Annotated in this window: 20 protein-coding genes and 1 pseudogene; 19 read left to right on the forward strand and 2 right to left on the reverse strand. The window is 30.7% G+C overall.

Annotated features, from left to right (window positions below; all coding sequences use genetic code 11):
• Positions 1 to 198 precede the first annotated feature (198 nt).
• From HMPREF3046_RS05280 to HMPREF3046_RS05310, 7 genes and pseudogenes are all read left to right on the forward strand, one after another.
• The gene (locus tag HMPREF3046_RS05280; protein WP_070717208.1) at positions 199 to 750 is read left to right on the forward strand and encodes a 5-formyltetrahydrofolate cyclo-ligase; all 552 of its coding nucleotides are present in this window, start codon (positions 199 to 201) and stop codon (positions 748 to 750) included.
• Complete coding sequence (locus HMPREF3046_RS05285; RefSeq protein WP_070717211.1) at positions 750 to 2,207, forward strand: rhomboid family protein; 1,458 nt, start codon at positions 750 to 752, stop codon at positions 2,205 to 2,207. The genes HMPREF3046_RS05280 and HMPREF3046_RS05285 overlap by 1 nt, the downstream gene beginning before the upstream one ends.
• Positions 2,191 to 2,394, forward strand: a complete 204-nt coding sequence (locus tag HMPREF3046_RS05290) for a YqgQ family protein (protein WP_070717214.1) — start codon at positions 2,191 to 2,193, stop codon at positions 2,392 to 2,394. The genes HMPREF3046_RS05285 and HMPREF3046_RS05290 overlap by 17 nt, the downstream gene beginning before the upstream one ends.
• Positions 2,391 to 3,377: an ROK family glucokinase gene (locus HMPREF3046_RS05295; RefSeq protein ID WP_070717217.1), complete on the forward strand. Its 987-nt coding sequence runs from the start codon at positions 2,391 to 2,393 to the stop codon at positions 3,375 to 3,377. Before HMPREF3046_RS05290 ends, HMPREF3046_RS05295 begins: the two co-directional genes overlap by 4 nt.
• Entirely contained in the window at positions 3,377 to 3,700 is a 324-nt protein-coding gene (locus HMPREF3046_RS05300) for an MTH1187 family thiamine-binding protein (RefSeq protein WP_070717219.1), read from the forward strand. The genes HMPREF3046_RS05295 and HMPREF3046_RS05300 overlap by 1 nt, the downstream gene beginning before the upstream one ends.
• A 1-nt stretch (position 3,701) precedes the next feature.
• Positions 3,702 to 4,328 (forward strand): MBL fold metallo-hydrolase, encoded by a 627-nt coding sequence (locus HMPREF3046_RS05305; protein WP_070717222.1) that lies wholly within the window; start codon positions 3,702 to 3,704, stop codon positions 4,326 to 4,328.
• Between the two features lie 51 nt (positions 4,329 to 4,379).
• Positions 4,380 to 4,694 (forward strand): annotated as a pseudogene (locus HMPREF3046_RS05310) (ATPase, T2SS/T4P/T4SS family); the annotation flags it as partial.
• A gap of 74 nt (positions 4,695 to 4,768) precedes the next feature.
• Here HMPREF3046_RS05310 and HMPREF3046_RS05315 read toward each other — a convergent pair.
• Together HMPREF3046_RS05315 and HMPREF3046_RS05320 are read right to left on the reverse strand one after the other, a co-directional pair.
• Positions 4,769 to 5,944 (reverse strand): tyrosine-type recombinase/integrase, encoded by a 1,176-nt coding sequence (locus HMPREF3046_RS05315; protein ID WP_070717227.1) that lies wholly within the window; start codon positions 5,942 to 5,944, stop codon positions 4,769 to 4,771.
• A 14-nt stretch (positions 5,945 to 5,958) separates the two neighbouring features.
• Positions 5,959 to 6,630 carry a helix-turn-helix domain-containing protein gene (locus HMPREF3046_RS05320; protein WP_070717231.1) on the reverse strand — a complete coding sequence of 224 codons (672 nt, stop codon included), beginning with the start codon at positions 6,628 to 6,630 and terminating at the stop codon, positions 5,959 to 5,961.
• 152 nt (positions 6,631 to 6,782) lie between these two features.
• On the opposite strand from HMPREF3046_RS05320, the gene HMPREF3046_RS05325 reads away from it, so the two are divergent.
• The 12 genes from HMPREF3046_RS05325 to HMPREF3046_RS05380 all read left to right on the forward strand — a co-directional run bounded on the left by HMPREF3046_RS05325 (position 6,783) and on the right by HMPREF3046_RS05380 (position 14,892).
• On the forward strand, positions 6,783 to 6,998 hold the full coding sequence (locus HMPREF3046_RS05325) for a helix-turn-helix transcriptional regulator (RefSeq protein ID WP_070717234.1): 216 nt from the start codon (positions 6,783 to 6,785) through the stop codon (positions 6,996 to 6,998).
• A 3-nt stretch (positions 6,999 to 7,001) separates the two neighbouring features.
• Positions 7,002 to 7,316, forward strand: coding sequence for a helix-turn-helix domain-containing protein (locus tag HMPREF3046_RS05330; protein ID WP_070717237.1), 315 nt, complete (start codon positions 7,002 to 7,004; stop codon positions 7,314 to 7,316).
• 11 nt (positions 7,317 to 7,327) lie between these two features.
• Positions 7,328 to 7,537: a hypothetical protein gene (locus tag HMPREF3046_RS05335; RefSeq protein WP_049335089.1), complete on the forward strand. Its 210-nt coding sequence runs from the start codon at positions 7,328 to 7,330 to the stop codon at positions 7,535 to 7,537.
• A 3-nt stretch (positions 7,538 to 7,540) separates the two neighbouring features.
• Positions 7,541 to 7,945, forward strand: a complete 405-nt coding sequence (locus tag HMPREF3046_RS05340; RefSeq protein ID WP_070717239.1) for a TscA family type II toxin-antitoxin system antitoxin — start codon at positions 7,541 to 7,543, stop codon at positions 7,943 to 7,945.
• A gap of 4 nt (positions 7,946 to 7,949) precedes the next feature.
• Positions 7,950 to 8,156 (forward strand): hypothetical protein, encoded by a 207-nt coding sequence (locus tag HMPREF3046_RS05345; protein WP_070717242.1) that lies wholly within the window; start codon positions 7,950 to 7,952, stop codon positions 8,154 to 8,156.
• A gap of 14 nt (positions 8,157 to 8,170) precedes the next feature.
• On the forward strand, positions 8,171 to 8,470 hold the full coding sequence (tscT, locus tag HMPREF3046_RS05350) for a type II toxin-antitoxin system toxin TscT (protein ID WP_070717245.1): 300 nt from the start codon (positions 8,171 to 8,173) through the stop codon (positions 8,468 to 8,470).
• 95 nt (positions 8,471 to 8,565) lie between these two features.
• Entirely contained in the window at positions 8,566 to 10,848 is a 2,283-nt protein-coding gene (locus HMPREF3046_RS05355; protein ID WP_070717247.1) for a phage/plasmid primase, P4 family, read from the forward strand.
• A gap of 410 nt (positions 10,849 to 11,258) precedes the next feature.
• The gene (locus HMPREF3046_RS05360; RefSeq protein WP_070717250.1) at positions 11,259 to 12,464 is read left to right on the forward strand and encodes a phage portal protein; all 1,206 of its coding nucleotides are present in this window, start codon (positions 11,259 to 11,261) and stop codon (positions 12,462 to 12,464) included.
• Positions 12,451 to 13,020 (forward strand): HK97 family phage prohead protease, encoded by a 570-nt coding sequence (locus HMPREF3046_RS05365; protein ID WP_053026193.1) that lies wholly within the window; start codon positions 12,451 to 12,453, stop codon positions 13,018 to 13,020. Before HMPREF3046_RS05360 ends, HMPREF3046_RS05365 begins: the two co-directional genes overlap by 14 nt.
• Positions 13,020 to 14,252: a phage major capsid protein gene (locus HMPREF3046_RS05370; protein WP_070717252.1), complete on the forward strand. Its 1,233-nt coding sequence runs from the start codon at positions 13,020 to 13,022 to the stop codon at positions 14,250 to 14,252. Before HMPREF3046_RS05365 ends, HMPREF3046_RS05370 begins: the two co-directional genes overlap by 1 nt.
• 69 nt (positions 14,253 to 14,321) lie before the next feature.
• Positions 14,322 to 14,609, forward strand: coding sequence for a head-tail connector protein (locus HMPREF3046_RS05375; protein ID WP_070717255.1), 288 nt, complete (start codon positions 14,322 to 14,324; stop codon positions 14,607 to 14,609).
• Positions 14,610 to 14,667: 58 nt separating this feature from the next.
• The gene (locus HMPREF3046_RS05380; protein ID WP_256278218.1) at positions 14,668 to 14,892 is read left to right on the forward strand and encodes an HNH endonuclease; all 225 of its coding nucleotides are present in this window, start codon (positions 14,668 to 14,670) and stop codon (positions 14,890 to 14,892) included.
• The last annotated feature ends 36 nt before the right edge of the window (positions 14,893 to 14,928 follow it).

The following is a 14,928-nucleotide window of genomic DNA, read 5'->3' on the forward strand; positions in this document are numbered from 1 at the left end:
ATTTGTTAGGAATTATGTCCCACCCTCTTTTTACTTTAGTAGCTCATCCAACCATTAATAATCCTAAATATATAATTAACGTTTATATTTATTTTTATATAAATTAACATCATTTTTTAACTTAAAATAATTTGAATTATCATAAATGACATCATTATATAATAACGTTATAATATATATTAAAGGATGGGAGAAAGAATGGGTAAAAAACAAATTAGAAAAAATATTTTATCACAAATGAAAGACTTTGATAAAAAAAACAAGCATAAAGCTGATATTTGGTTAATGAAACAATTAATTGAAAACGAAAAATTCAAAAAAGCACATCGTATCGGTATATTTTTGTCTATGCCACACGAGATTAATACATACAATATTATTAATTTCGCTTTAGATAATGGAAAAGAAATTTTTGTGCCCGATACAGATTACAGAAGGCGTAATATGAACTTTAAACAACTATTAGATTTGTCATCAATCGCTACTGATGATAAAGGCATTAATTATGTTAATGAAGACACATCTATTAGTAATGATTTGGATTTGCTTATTGTACCAGGAGTAGCTTTTCAAACAAATGGTTTTCGTATAGGATACGGAGGAGGTTACTATGATAAATTTTTAAATCAACACGATATTAACTCGATTAGTCTTATATATGACTTCCAAATATCAGATTTCGATGTGGAAAAACATGATCAACCTGTAGATAATTTAATTATATGTAACACTAAATTTGGGAGGAATTAATGAATATTGATAAACTATATTGGAAATCAATTTATTATTGGATCAAATATTTTAACTATAAATTAGAACACACAGATAAAAATACAAATGAAATTTGGTTATCCAATAAGAAAAGAGAAGAACTTATTGTATTTAGAAAAGAAGTGAATTCAACTCAAGAGATACGCTTTGACAAATCTAAAATAAATGATCATAAAGAGAATTTACAAAAAGAGTTAGGATTTAAAATTAAAAAAGTTGAGTTCTTCTACTTTTTAGAAACATCGATGAATATTGATAATCTCGACGAAATGCATCCTACTAAGTTGATTTATCATAGTATCACTAACGAAAAAGACTTAGAAAATACTATGCCTAATTTTATTTTAAAAAATCGCATTAATAAAAAAGATAAAAAATCATCTTTAGATTATAAAAAACGTGTACTTAATACGAACCTCGTTGATAAGTATATGATGATGTTTTCACCAATGACTTATACACTTATAGCTATAAACGTCTTAGTATGGTTATATATGAAGATGTATCTAAATCATTTTTCAGATATTAAGCTACTAGATGTTGGGGGATTAGTACACTTCAATGTAGTGCATGGAGAATGGTACCGTCTTATTACCTCGATGTTTTTACATTTTAATTTTGAACATATTTTAATGAATATGCTATCTTTATTTATTTTTGGTAAAATTGTAGAGACTATCGTTGGTCCATATAAAATGTTAGGTATCTATTTAATTTCTGGTTTATTTGGAAACTTTGCTTCGTTATCCTTTAATATAAGTACAATATCTGTTGGTGCAAGTGGAGCTGTTTTTGGTCTTATAGGGGCTATTTTAACGATGATGTACTTGAGTAAGACTTTTAATAAGAAAATGATAATACAATTGTTAGTGGTTGTATTAATATTGATTTTTGTCTCGCTATTTATGTCGAATATTAATTTAATGGCTCATTTAGGTGGTTTCATAGGTGGTATCCTTATTACATTAATAGGCTATTATTTTCATGAGAATCGTAATTTATTTTGGCTATTTTTAATTTTATTATTAGTACTTTTTGTTTTATTACAAATTAGAATATTTTCAATTAAAGAAGAAAATATTTACGATAAACTTATTAAAGACGAAATGATATCTTATAATTATGATGATGCTTTATCAATTGTTGAGCATACAATCAATAAAGGATACGATGATGATGAAACATATTACTTAAAAGGTTTAATAACTGCTACTAAAAGTTCTAAAGCAGAAGCAATGGCGGATTGGGAAAGAGGTCTAAGAAGTCATCCTAACTCTGCATTATTAAACTATGAATTATCCATAGCTAATAGAGCATTAAATGATAACGATAAATCTTTAAAATATATAAAAAAAGCTTTGAAAATTGATGCTAATAACCAAAGCTATAAAAATTTAGAAAAAGAATTGAAAGATAGTAATGAATCTAAAAATTAACAATTTTTATGATGTCTTGCAACTTTTGAAACGTTATGGTTTTATTATATATTTTAAAGATAAAGACGATATGTATGAAATGATGCAACAAGAAATACGTTCTCTTTACAATTATGATCTTTTATCAAATGAAGAATATCTAAAATGTATTTTAATAATTAATCAAAAAAGGAATGAGCATAAATGAAAAATATTATTTTAGCAGCTGATATAGGTGGAACAACATGTAAACTAGGTATCTTTGATACGAAATTAGAACGATTACATAAATGGTCTATTGAAACTGATACTTCAGACCATACAGGTCGAACATTATTAAGGCAAGTCTTTGATTCTTTTAAAGAAGCAACTGAATCTTATCATTTTGATCTTCAAAATGTTATCGGAGTTGGTATAGGAGTTCCCGGTCCTGTTGATTTTGAAACGGGAATCGTACATGGGGCTGTTAATTTACATTGGCCTGGAAATGTAAATGTGAGAGAAATTTTTAGTGAATTTGTAGATTGTCCTGTATATGTTGATAATGATGCAAACGTAGCTGCACTGGGTGAAAAGCATAAAGGTGCTGGTCAAGGTGCAAATGATGTAGTTGCTATTACACTTGGTACTGGTCTTGGTGGGGGCATCATTTCAAATGGTGAAATTGTACATGGTCATAATGGTTCAGGTGCGGAAATAGGTCATATTAGAACTGATTTTGATCAACGTTTTAATTGTAACTGCGGCAAATCAGGATGTATTGAAACTGTTGCTTCAGCTACGGGAGTTGTTAATTTAGTCAATTTTTATTATCCTAAACTTACTTTTAAATCATCTATTTTATCACTTATAAAAGAAAATAAAGTAACTGCTAAAGCTGTATTTGATGCAGCAAAAGCAGGAGATCAATTCTGTATATTTATAACAGAGAAGGTTGCAAATCATATCGCTTATTTATGTAGTATAATTAGTGCTACAAGCAATCCTAAATATATTGTTTTAGGTGGAGGAATGTCTACAGCAGGATTAATATTAATTGAAAATATTAAAACAGAATATCATAATTTAACATTTACTCCTGCTCAAAAAAATACTGAAATTGTCCAAGCAAAACTTGGAAATGATGCTGGTATCACTGGTGCTGCTGGACTAATAAAAACATATATAATTGAAAAGGATGGTGTTAAATAATGGCTATTGTTGATGTAGTTGTTATACCAGTCGGAACGGAAGGTCCTAGTGTTAGTAAATATATTGCAGAAATCCAAATGAAACTAGAAGAATTTAAAAAGCAAGGTAAAATTGACTATCAATTAACACCTATGAATACGCTTATCGAAGGTGACCTTAAAGATTTATTTGAAGTAGTTCAAGCAATTCACGAATTACCATTTGATAAAGGATTAGATAGAGTATGTACAAACATCCGTATTGATGATAGAAGAGATAAGTCTCGTAAAATGAATGATAAGTTAAAGTCTGTTCAAAAACATATAGATAAACAAGGTGAGTAATATGAGAATTTCTAATTTATCTTTAGGATTAGTTGATACAAATGCATATTTTATAGAAAGCGATAATAGTGTGTTATTAGTTGATCCTGCTGGAGAATCTGATAAAATATTTAAGAAATTAAATCAAATCAATAAACCTTTAAAAGCAGTACTACTTACACACGCTCATTTTGATCATATTGGTGCTCTAGACGATGTATTATCCAAATATGATGTACCTGTTTATATACATAAAGAAGAATTCTCTTTCTTAACTGATCCTGAAAAAAATGGTTCTTCAAAGTTTAAGCAATATGGTATGCCACTCATTACTAGTAAAGCTCAACCAATTGCTTTAGATGAAGGTAACTTTACAATCGATGAATTTAAATTCAATGTTCTTCATACGCCAGGTCATTCGCCAGGAAGTTTAACTTACGTTTTTGACGATTTTGCAGTAGTGGGAGATACATTATTTAATAACGGTATTGGAAGAACAGACTTATATAGAGGGGACTACGAAATATTAGTAGACTCAATTAAAGACAAATTATTTGAATTAGACGGAGATTTGCCTTTATTCCCAGGTCACGGTCAATACACTACGGTAGATGATGAACAACTCAATCCATATTTAGATGGACAATAAAAGAAGTAATTTAAACACCTTTTACGTTTATATATGTAGGAGGTGTTTTTTTTGAAATTATTATTTCAAGAAATAATTAATAAAGCAATTTCAAAAAATGCAAGTGACATACACTTTATTCCTTCAGAGGATAAAGTACATATTAAATTCAGAGTGAATGATAGGTTAGAGACATATGAAATGTTTAGTAATGATATTTATAACAAATTATTAATTTATATGAAATTTAAAGCAAATTTAGATGTATCAACACATCAAATAGCTCAAAGTGGTAGATATACTTATCATGCTAAAACAATATTTTATTTAAGAATTTCTACGTTACCTTTGTCATTAGGAATAGAAAGTTGTGTTATCAGACTTATCCAATAAAAACGCCTATAAACGTTGATTTAAAGGCGTTTCAATATTTCGTATGACATAATAATGACATAAAAATTCTAAAATAATTCTTTGCTGACGTTTTCCATGAGTTTACTAAACTTTTCGGAAGCGTCTTTTTTGTATGAGTTGGTAATCTTAGCATAGATGTTCATTGTGGTAGTTATATCTTTATGGCGTAAGCGTTCTTGTATTTCTTTGATATGTACACCTGCCTCAATAAGCAATGCACAATTTGTATGACGGAACGAATGTGTACTGATTTGTTTATTGGTTATATCTGTCTTTTCCATTATTGCCTGAATCCAGTTTTGTAATTTTGTAAGCACTAGAGGGTAACCATTCACATCAGTAAACACAAAATTATTATCTACATACAGTTCATTTTTCCATGTGTCTTGTTTGTTTATTTTATAATCTTTGAGCATTTCTATTACATTATGATCTACTGAAATTTTTCCTACTGATGATTCAGTTTTTGGTGGGAGTAGCTGATATTTCTTTTTATGATTCGTTGGATTAAAGTATGTCTTAGTAATACTGATTGTGTTGTTTTCAAAGTCTATATCAGACCACTTCAACGCTTGTAATTCGCCGATGCGTAATCCTGTATAAGCTAAAGTAGTGAATACTTCAAAACTATTTTGTGGCGAATGATGATTCTTAGCAACCTTTAAAAATTGAAGTAATTCATTTTTTTCAAGAAACTTTTGTTTGATTTCCGTACCTTCTAACTCTTCAACTGTGACTTGCTTTTTAGGTCGTTTAATATTCTCAGTAGGCAATGTTTTTATCAATCTCATTTCAAGTGCATACTTAAATATCATATTAGTAGTAGTCATAATACCAGTAACATAACTATCACTATATTTAGCTGATATATTATCAATAAACGCTTGATAATCACGCTTAGTAATACTTTGTATAGGTTTAGTACCAAAATGCTCTAATACGTGCTTAATGGCTTTCTCACGTGTTCTGACGCTGCTTATTTTCACATCTTTAGCGTACTGTGATAACCAGTCATCAGCGACCTGTTTGAAGGTGCTGGAAGAAGGAGCGATATATTCACCATTTCTTAATTGGCGTTCAATCATTTCAGCTTGATGTTTAGCGTCTGATTTACGTTTAAATCCAGTCTTAGAGATATATTCATATTTTCCAGTTTTTGTATTTTTACCAAGTGAAATACGGTAACGCCAATTGTTTTTAGCAATTTGGTCATAACTTGCCATTTAATCACCTTTTCTTATAGTAAATCATCTTCTTTTACCAATTTACTCATAAGTTTTTCCATAGAATCATTAAGATTCATATATTTAACGTGTTCAATTAGTTCATCGTGTTTCTGTTGTTCTTTATCTAAATAATCATTTAAAACACTAGAATCTTCTATACTTTTTAAAATGTAAGGGTGTTCTTTGATATGTTCAATAATAGTCAAATTTATCTTTTTATAAATGTCGTCCAACATGCTAGGAGGTATCTCAATCGTAGCTATATTTTCGCCTAATATTGAAGTTTTTAAGTCATAAAAGACTCTATAATCATTTTCAAATAAGAAATTTAATTTATAGTAAGGTTTATCTACTAATAACGGTTTGCTTTTATCATGATTATATTGTAGCATCTCTAATCTTCCGCTTGCTTTTAGCTCTTTATATACTTCATTATTTTTATCTATATCTTTAAACTTACCAGTTAGTATTTTGAATTCATTTAATAAATCTGCACTATTAAAAGGATCCAAAGCACCAGCGATTTTTTCTAATAATTCGTCACTAGGGGTTGCTTTGTTATTTTCAACCCTTGATAAAAAAGCATGTGTAACTCCGATTTTTTTACCTAATTCTTCCAATGTATAAGGATATTTTTTTCTAGCTTTCTTAATAGAAGAACCAATTGTTCCATCGTTTTGCATATTAACCACCTCGCAAGAATTCTATCATAAATGTAACAAAAAAAGATAACATTTTTAAAATTGTACTTGAAATGTTACTAAAATAGGTATATATTTAGAGTGTAATAAATAATTGTTACTGATTTAAGTAACAAAAAATTGAGGTGATTAACATGACAAAAACTAAAGTACTTGAATTACGTGGATTAATTGCTAAAAATGGTCACACTTTGCGTAGCTTTTCGAAAAGTAGTGGTATTTCGTTATCATATTTAAGTTTAATAATTAATAACAAAGCAATTCCTAGCCCCAAAATGGCCAAAAGAATTGCAGATAACTTAAATGTGGATATTGAAGACATTTTTGAATTTGAAGTAAAGGAGGATTAAACCATGTTCAACATTAATATTGATGAACAAGAAGCACGTGAATTATTAGAACAAGCCATTAATCAACGTGTAGATGAATTGGCAAGAGAAAAATTCTTCATGACCTACAAAGAATTAGCTGAATACCTAAATTTAAGTAAACCAACGATTGAGGAACTACTTATTAATAACGGTATGAAGTATTACATGGTAGGCAGCACATACCGATTCAAGAAATCTGATGTTGATGAATTTATGGAGAAAATCACATCTCACATGGATATACACAACAATGATTTAAAACAGATTAATATTAAGAAATTACTTAGCACAAAGTAGGAGGGATAAGAATGCAGCAACAAGTAGTAATTACAAAAAGTGTAGTAGGTTGGTTCAATGTGAAAGATGTTAAAGGGAATTTACTTCTAAATGTTGCACCTGATGTATTTAAAGAAAACTTTCCTGAAGTAAGTCCTGATATTTCTATTGCATGTATGGAATTGGAATTAAATCGAATTGTAGAACTAAAAGAAAAGAAAAAGAAGAAAGCGAGCGTGTAGGAAATGGAAATTAAACAAAAATATCAATTATCAAAAGTAGTAAAAGTATTAGAGAAAGTATTATATGAAAAAGATAAAGACGTATTTTTATCAGCAAAAGATAGATTTCATTCTAATACAGATTATCGCTATGACGATACAGTATTTTACGAACATATTTTAAAACTAATTCATAAAGAGTTATTTAATATTCTTGCTGAATTAGATTTTGAAGATGAGGCGTTTTCTATTCTTGACGAAGTAACAATGACATTAAGCGATGTTATGAATGAAGACAAAGAAATTTACTACTATACCGTAACAGATAGCACAGGTGAACATGAACACACGACAGATCGTGAAGGGCATTTAATCGGAATTTTAGAATGGGCATTAGACTATATTGTAGGAAATATTGAAGTGGAGTGATTCAATGGCTGCTAAATTAGATGTGAATAAACAAAATATCATGCACGCTATCAACTGGATTATTAAAAATGAAGAACAAATTATATTTGAAAGTCAAAATCAATTAAGTTTCTTTAGTCAGGAAGATTTAGAGAAAATTAACTACTGCAAACGTACTTTAGAAAGTTTAATTGAAGCTAAAGAAATTTATAATAAGCAAAAAATTAGTTAAGGAGTTAAGCAATAATGAATTGGGAATTAAGAAATTTATTTGATGATTTAGAAGTAGTACAAGAAAAAATTAATGATGTCGTAACATCTTTTGTATGGTTTGATGATGAGTATTTCACACATGAACCTAATCACGTGTTAACTAAAGAGGAAGTAAATACGCATGGCTGGAAATATCACGAGCATCGTATCAAAAACACACAAGTCATTGATTTGATGCTTATGTATATGAGAGATTTTGATGACATTATGAAGAAAATCCGTGAAATAGAAAAAGCGTCATCTTGCACCGACCAAAGCCAAGATAACGCATAGAAAGTTATATTTTTAATTATCAGAGCGATTAGGAAATACTCTATTCATAGTATAACACCTATTCGCTCTGATTGTAATTACTAAGGAGGCATTTCATGGCAATAAAAGAAAAAGAAAAAATATTAGAAGTCAATACGCTAGAAATACCCGAAGAACTAAAAGAATTGCCACAATGGGTATTATGGCGTGCTGAATGGGATAACAAGAAACAAGAATATAAAAAAGTACCTTATAGCTATGCAGGGTACAAAGCAAGCTCAACTAATAGCGATACGTGGACTGTATTTGACGCTATTTACAATATATATGAACAAAATAACAGTTATGACGGTATAGGCTTCATGTTGAGCAATAATGATAATTATGCAGTATTAGATATAGATAATGTGATTGATGAAAACGGTCAAATAATTTCAGATTTAGCAAACTCAGATTTAGCGTTAGATATGATACAACTCACTTACTGTGAAACTTCACCAAGTAGAACTGGATTACATTGCTTCTTTAAAGGTGAATTACCTGAACAACGTAAAAAGAAACGTAAAGATTTAGATATAGAACTTTATAATGACGTGAGATTTATAACTGTCACAGGTGAAACAATCGGACAATCTGAAATTTATGAAGAGCAGGAAGTGTTAAACAATTTAGTAGAACGTTATTTTAAAGTAGAGCCGAAACTGGAGACTACATTCAAATATGATCCTAACCATAAAAGCGAACTGTCAGATGATGAAGTTATCGACCTTATGCTTAAATCTAAACAAAAAGATAAGATTAGTGATTTATTAAAAGGTAACTATGAAAAACATTTTGATAGTCCTAGCGAGGCAGTACAAAGCCTACTACATTATTTAGCTTTCTACACCAATAAAGATAAGCAGCAAATGGAACAGATATTTTTAAACTATAATAATTTAACTGATAAATGGGACAGTAAGCGTGGAAATACAACGTGGGGACAATTAGAACTTGATAAAGCAATTAATAATCAAAGTGAGGTATATACGAAACCTAAATATGAATTTAAATTTGATGAAACACACTCAAAGAAAATAAAAAAAGGCTCATGGTGGGTATATCCTGATAACGATTTAAATAAAAAGCCGACTTTTGCACATACAATAATGGCAAGATATGTCATGCAAGAACATTCAATAGTGAGATACCCTGACGCAGACGGTGAAGTTTATATTTATAACTCACAGAGTGGCATTTATGAAATGGATAAAACAGGTCGTAGATTACGCAGAATCATAAGAAATTTAGAATTTCTGAAAGATAATGCAGTTAAAGAAGTAAGAAACTACATTATTGATTTATGTAATGTTGAAACTGAAATTAACAATGAATATGTAGCAACTCAAAATGGATTAGTACATTACAAAACTAAAGCGTTTAAAGAATTTACGCCTGATGTATTTCTTACTAGCAAAATACCAACAGTATATAATCCTAATGCTTACGATGAATTTATAGATAATACACTTAGAAAAGTATCATGTGAACATGAGGCTACACTCATGAATATATATGAAATGTTCGCTCAAGTTTTATATCCTGAAATACTTATAGATCAAATTATGTATCTATTAGGAACTGTGGCAGATAATGGAAAATCAACAGTAATACACATGATTAAAGCTACTTTTGATAGTGGAGGTCAAATATCCTCAGTTAGTCCACAAAGGTTAGCTAATAACAACTTTGCTGGCTCAAGTATGTACGGAAAAATGGCGAATATAGTTGATGACTTACCTAATATGGAAATTGAAGATACTGGAAATATTAAATCAGCAGTCACAGGTGGTTATCTTGAAATTGAAGAAAAAGGAAAAGGAAGCCATTCTGTTCGTATGCAAACGCCATTTATCATCGCCAGCAATCATTATCCTAAGTTTAAAGAAAGTGGTAAACAAATAAATAAGCGTCTACACATTATACCATTTGAATACAGTTTTAAAGATGATGAACGTTTAACAGTATCAGAAAGCACTAACATTATTTATAACGATAATGCTAAAGAATATATATTAAAACTAGCGATTGATACCTTAGCTGATATGTTAAATCGCAATGGTGCGTATATCACACCTAACGAACGATCTGATAGAAGTATTGAGATGTTCACAGAAAACAATAATCCATTGAGCGAGTACCTTGAACTTAAAGATATAGATTATTTTTTAAATACACCTGGAACGATTGTATATAAAGATTATAAAATTTGGTGTAGCAATAACTTTGTAAGAAATCCAATTGATAAGTCTGATTTTATCACAATTATTGAATCTCAATATAATGTAGTTTGGAAACACTCTATTAGATTTAACGTTAATAATAAGAAAGTAGTTAGAGCAGGATTTAAGAAAAAATAAAATGTAGCTTTTAGCTACAAAAAACTACAAGTAAGCTACAACTTTGAACGCAGTCATATCAAGGGTTGTATCTTTATTTGTAGCAGTAGCTTTATATATTAAAGATTGTATATATATTTAATATATACATATACCTATAAAAATATATACGTGGGTATAGAGAAATGTAGCTACGCTACGAAATGACTTAAAACCATTGATATAACAGGCTTTATTCATGTAGCTAATTGTGATTAAAAAAGCTACAAAGCTACAAAAATAAATTAGCATTTTTAATTGCTGCTTAATTAGACTACAAAACCTGCCACAATTGGCTTTATAGAGCCTTTTGTGGTATACTTTAAGTAAATAATTAGTACCAGGTACTAAAAAAGAACGTGAACAATATATTAAAAGTAAGAGGTGACAATGTGCCGAAGTTAATTGATAAATTATTAGGACTAGACAAGATACGAGAAGGACAACGGAAAAACTATGAAATGCTCAATACTGGATTTAGTGGCTTTTCTCAGTTTACAGGTGACGCTTATCAAAGTGATGTATATAGATCAGCAGTAGATTCTATTGCACGACATATTGCTAAGCTATCAGGTAAGCATGTGGTCGATAATCAAAATGAATCAAACCGATATTCTAAACTTAATCGGATATTGCAAGATAGACCTAATCCATATATGAGTAGCTTTGATTTTTTGTATAAAGTCGCAACGCAATATTTTCTATTTAACAATGCGTTCATACTTGTACAAAAGGATAGTAAGGGCAACTTAACAGGCTTATATCCTTTGACACCTGCAAGCGTTGAATATGTGGTAGATACTACTGATGAGATGTATATTAAATTCTTATTCAAAGACGGAAAAGAAGTGTATTTCCATATAAATGAAGTAGCCATATTAAGACGACACTTTAATGGCAATGAATTATTAGGTGATAACAATGACGCTATTATGTCATCTATTGAGTTGGCACATACTCAAAATGAGGGCATGCGTGAAGCCATTAAGAACTCAGCACAAATTAGAGGACTGGTTAAATATAATCAAACATTATCAGATTCAAAGCTAAAAGAATATAAAGAAAATTTTATGAAAGAGTTTTTATCGATGAGTAATAACGGTGGCGTTATCACATTGGATAATATGATTGACTATACACCGTTAAAGCCTACTGATGTTCAAATAGATACGCCTCAAATGGAAGTCGTGAAGAAAAAGATATACGACTACCTAGGAATTAATGAATCAATTGTTAATGGCTCATATGATGAGAATGGTTGGCAAGCATTCTTTGAATCAATCATAGAGCCTTTTGCGATACAAATATCATCAGAACTAACTGAAAAGATATTCTCAGAACGTGAAAAAGCATTCGCTAATCGTATTATATTTGAGGCTTCTAAATTACAATATGCCAGCAACCAATCAAAAACTAATGTGATTAAAGAGTTGTTACCACTAGGCGTGTTAAGTATCAATCAAGCATTGGACTTGCTCAATTTACCACGTGTAGAAAATGGTGATGAACGGATTCAATCACTTAACTATATAAATAAGAAAATCGCTAATGCGTATCAAATGCAGGATAAGGAGGGACAAACGAATGAAGGAAATTAGAAGTGCAGAAATCAAAACAGATCATTCAGATGATGAACTTGTGCTAGAAGGTACACCAATCGTATTTAATAAACCAGCACTCATTAATACACCTAATGGCTCATATACCGAAGTCATTAAACGTAATGCGTTAGACGGTGTAAATCTGAATGATACACGTCTGTTAGTGTCACACGACCAAAACAGATTACCTTTAGCAAAAGCACCTAAGACTATGAAAGTGTGGACTAGCGATGTTGGTTTGCACATTCGGGCAACCTTACCTAATACCGAAGAAGCACGCTCTGTTTATACGGCAGTAAAACGGGGCGATATGACAGGCATGTCATTCGGTTTCACGTGTAGTAGTCAAGGCTTTGACTATGATGTGGAAACAAGAACAAGAACTATCAACAAAATAGATAAGGTATTAGAGTTTTCAGTCGTGAATTTCCCTGCTTATGCTGAAACGTCAGTAGAGGCAAGAAGTGAAATGCAAGAAGCAGAAATAAGACAACAACAAATCAATCAAGCAAAAATCAATTTAAATAAACTATTCATTAAGGAGATTAGATAATTATGTTTAAAACAGTACAAGAAGCATTTAACTATTATAGAAATGCGTCATTAGAAGAAATTGAAACACGTGCAGCACAAATTAAAGGAACAATTGACAATGATCCTAATGCAGATGTGACTAAACTTAATATTGAGATTGAGGGCTTAAATCAAGCTAAACAAAATATTCAAGATAAAGAAAAATCAAGCAATGAATCAACTGAGCAACGCTCATTTAATCCAATTACTAATATGAACTTCACACGACAAAATGAAGTACCTAAAGAAAATATCTTTGGCTCAAATGAATATCGTTCGGCTTTCTTTAAAACAATGTTAGGACAAAAACTTTCAGATGTAGAACAACGTACATTCAATAGAGCAATGGAACAACAAGATATTGAACATCGTGCAGATAGCTTTGCTTCATCTAGTAATTCAAGTGCAGTATTACCTGAACAAACTTTAAATGAAGTAATCAAAAAGGCACGTACTCAAGGTGGACTAATTGCTCATGTGAGAAACTTCAATATGCCTACTAAGATTCGTATTCCAATTGGTACGCCAACAGATCGTGCAATGTGGCATACAGAAGGCGAGTATGTAGAAGCAGAAAAGCCTGATACAGCATTTGTACAATTCGAAGGCAATGAAATCTTAAAAGTATTCTCTATCTCAGTTAAAGCTAAGACAATGAGTATCTCAGCATTTGAAAGCTACTTAGTAGAAGAACTAACTAATGCAGTTGTAGAAACGATTGATTATGCATTAATTAATGGCACAGGCGTAAATCAAGGTGAAGGTATTTTAACAGGTATCAAATGGAACGCTGCAAACTCATTTGATATGACAGGTGCTTATACTGATTTCACAAAAGCATTAGCATTATTGAAACGTGGCTACTCAGCAGGTGCAAAATTCGCTATGAGCAATGCAACATTATATAACACAGTTTATAGTGTCATGGATAACAACAATCGACCTATATTTATCACAGACGCACAAAATGAAACAGTAGGTCATATCTTAGGTAAAGAGGTTATTATTGATGACAATATCGAAGATGGCACTATTATCTTAGGTGACTTCAACTACATGGGCTATAACTTACCTGAGGGCGTTATGCTTGAGCAATCAAGAGAATCATCATTCAGAAGTGGCTTAGTAGATTATAGAGCCATGGCTATTGCAGATACACGTGTATTAGTTGATGAGGCATTTGTGAAGTTATCAGTACCAGCAGAAGCATAAGCAATATTGAACAGTGAGGACATCAGTAAGTAGCTGGTGTCCTTTTATTAAATATAAGGAAGTGAGTATATGAATAAAACAATTATTAGTTTAGAAGAAGGTCGTGAAGCATTACGCATTGACGGAGATTTTAATGATGATATTATCGAGCCACTCATTGAAGCCATACCAAACTATTTATATATTACAACTGGTCGCACATGGCTTGATGATGATGTACCACTAGCACAAACAACAGCTAAATTCATCTTGCAACTGTGGTTTGATCCTCAAACACAAGATTCTGAACGTTTAAAGCGTACAATTGACGGATTATTGATGTCACTGAAAGCGTTAGGGCTGAATTACAATGACTAGAAGTATATCGCAGTCTTTTTATAGGTCGAACACATGGAAGAAGTGCAGAAACGCTTATATGCAATCACAAAATTATATATGTGAGCGTTGTGGAGGTTTAGCAGTCATTTGTCACCACAAAGAATGGCTAAATGAAGATAATTATATCAATCCACATATCGCTTATGGTTGGGATAACTTGGAAGCATTATGCTTGGACTGTCACAATAAAGAACATTTTGCAGGTGGAACAATCGCAGACGGATTAATGTTTGATGAAAAGGGTAATATTACACAAATTTAGTCCCCCCAGTTACTAATTAAAATTTCATAAGTCTAA

The sequence above is a fragment of the Staphylococcus sp. HMSC070D05 genome, assembly GCF_001815595.1.
Classification (GTDB): domain Bacteria; phylum Bacillota; class Bacilli; order Staphylococcales; family Staphylococcaceae; genus Staphylococcus; species Staphylococcus hominis.

Bases quoted from the DNA above. Each gene is read 5' to 3' on its own strand.
- HMPREF3046_RS05380 (WP_256278218.1), top strand. From the start codon at position 14,668: ATGCAATCACAAAATTATATATGTGAGCGTTGTGGAGGTTTAGCAGTC.
- HMPREF3046_RS05325 (WP_070717234.1), top strand. From the start codon at position 6,783: ATGACAAAAACTAAAGTACTTGAATTACGTGGATTAATTGCTAAAAAT.
- HMPREF3046_RS05305 (WP_070717222.1), top strand. From the start codon at position 3,702: ATGAGAATTTCTAATTTATCTTTAGGATTAGTTGATACAAATGCATAT.
- HMPREF3046_RS05330 (WP_070717237.1), top strand. From the start codon at position 7,002: ATGTTCAACATTAATATTGATGAACAAGAAGCACGTGAATTATTAGAA.
- HMPREF3046_RS05290 (WP_070717214.1), top strand. From the start codon at position 2,191: ATGAATCTAAAAATTAACAATTTTTATGATGTCTTGCAACTTTTGAAA.
- HMPREF3046_RS05315 (WP_070717227.1), bottom strand. From the start codon at position 5,944: ATGGCAAGTTATGACCAAATTGCTAAAAACAATTGGCGTTACCGTATT.
- HMPREF3046_RS05365 (WP_053026193.1), top strand. From the start codon at position 12,451: ATGAAGGAAATTAGAAGTGCAGAAATCAAAACAGATCATTCAGATGAT.
- tscT (WP_070717245.1), top strand. From the start codon at position 8,171: ATGAATTGGGAATTAAGAAATTTATTTGATGATTTAGAAGTAGTACAA.
- HMPREF3046_RS05295 (WP_070717217.1), top strand. From the start codon at position 2,391: ATGAAAAATATTATTTTAGCAGCTGATATAGGTGGAACAACATGTAAA.
- HMPREF3046_RS05300 (WP_070717219.1), top strand. From the start codon at position 3,377: ATGGCTATTGTTGATGTAGTTGTTATACCAGTCGGAACGGAAGGTCCT.
- HMPREF3046_RS05285 (WP_070717211.1), top strand. From the start codon at position 750: ATGAATATTGATAAACTATATTGGAAATCAATTTATTATTGGATCAAA.
- HMPREF3046_RS05280 (WP_070717208.1), top strand. From the start codon at position 199: ATGGGTAAAAAACAAATTAGAAAAAATATTTTATCACAAATGAAAGAC.
- HMPREF3046_RS05355 (WP_070717247.1), top strand. From the start codon at position 8,566: ATGGCAATAAAAGAAAAAGAAAAAATATTAGAAGTCAATACGCTAGAA.
- HMPREF3046_RS05335 (WP_049335089.1), top strand. From the start codon at position 7,328: ATGCAGCAACAAGTAGTAATTACAAAAAGTGTAGTAGGTTGGTTCAAT.
- HMPREF3046_RS05320 (WP_070717231.1), bottom strand. From the start codon at position 6,630: ATGCAAAACGATGGAACAATTGGTTCTTCTATTAAGAAAGCTAGAAAA.
- HMPREF3046_RS05340 (WP_070717239.1), top strand. From the start codon at position 7,541: ATGGAAATTAAACAAAAATATCAATTATCAAAAGTAGTAAAAGTATTA.
- HMPREF3046_RS05345 (WP_070717242.1), top strand. From the start codon at position 7,950: ATGGCTGCTAAATTAGATGTGAATAAACAAAATATCATGCACGCTATC.
- HMPREF3046_RS05375 (WP_070717255.1), top strand. From the start codon at position 14,322: ATGAATAAAACAATTATTAGTTTAGAAGAAGGTCGTGAAGCATTACGC.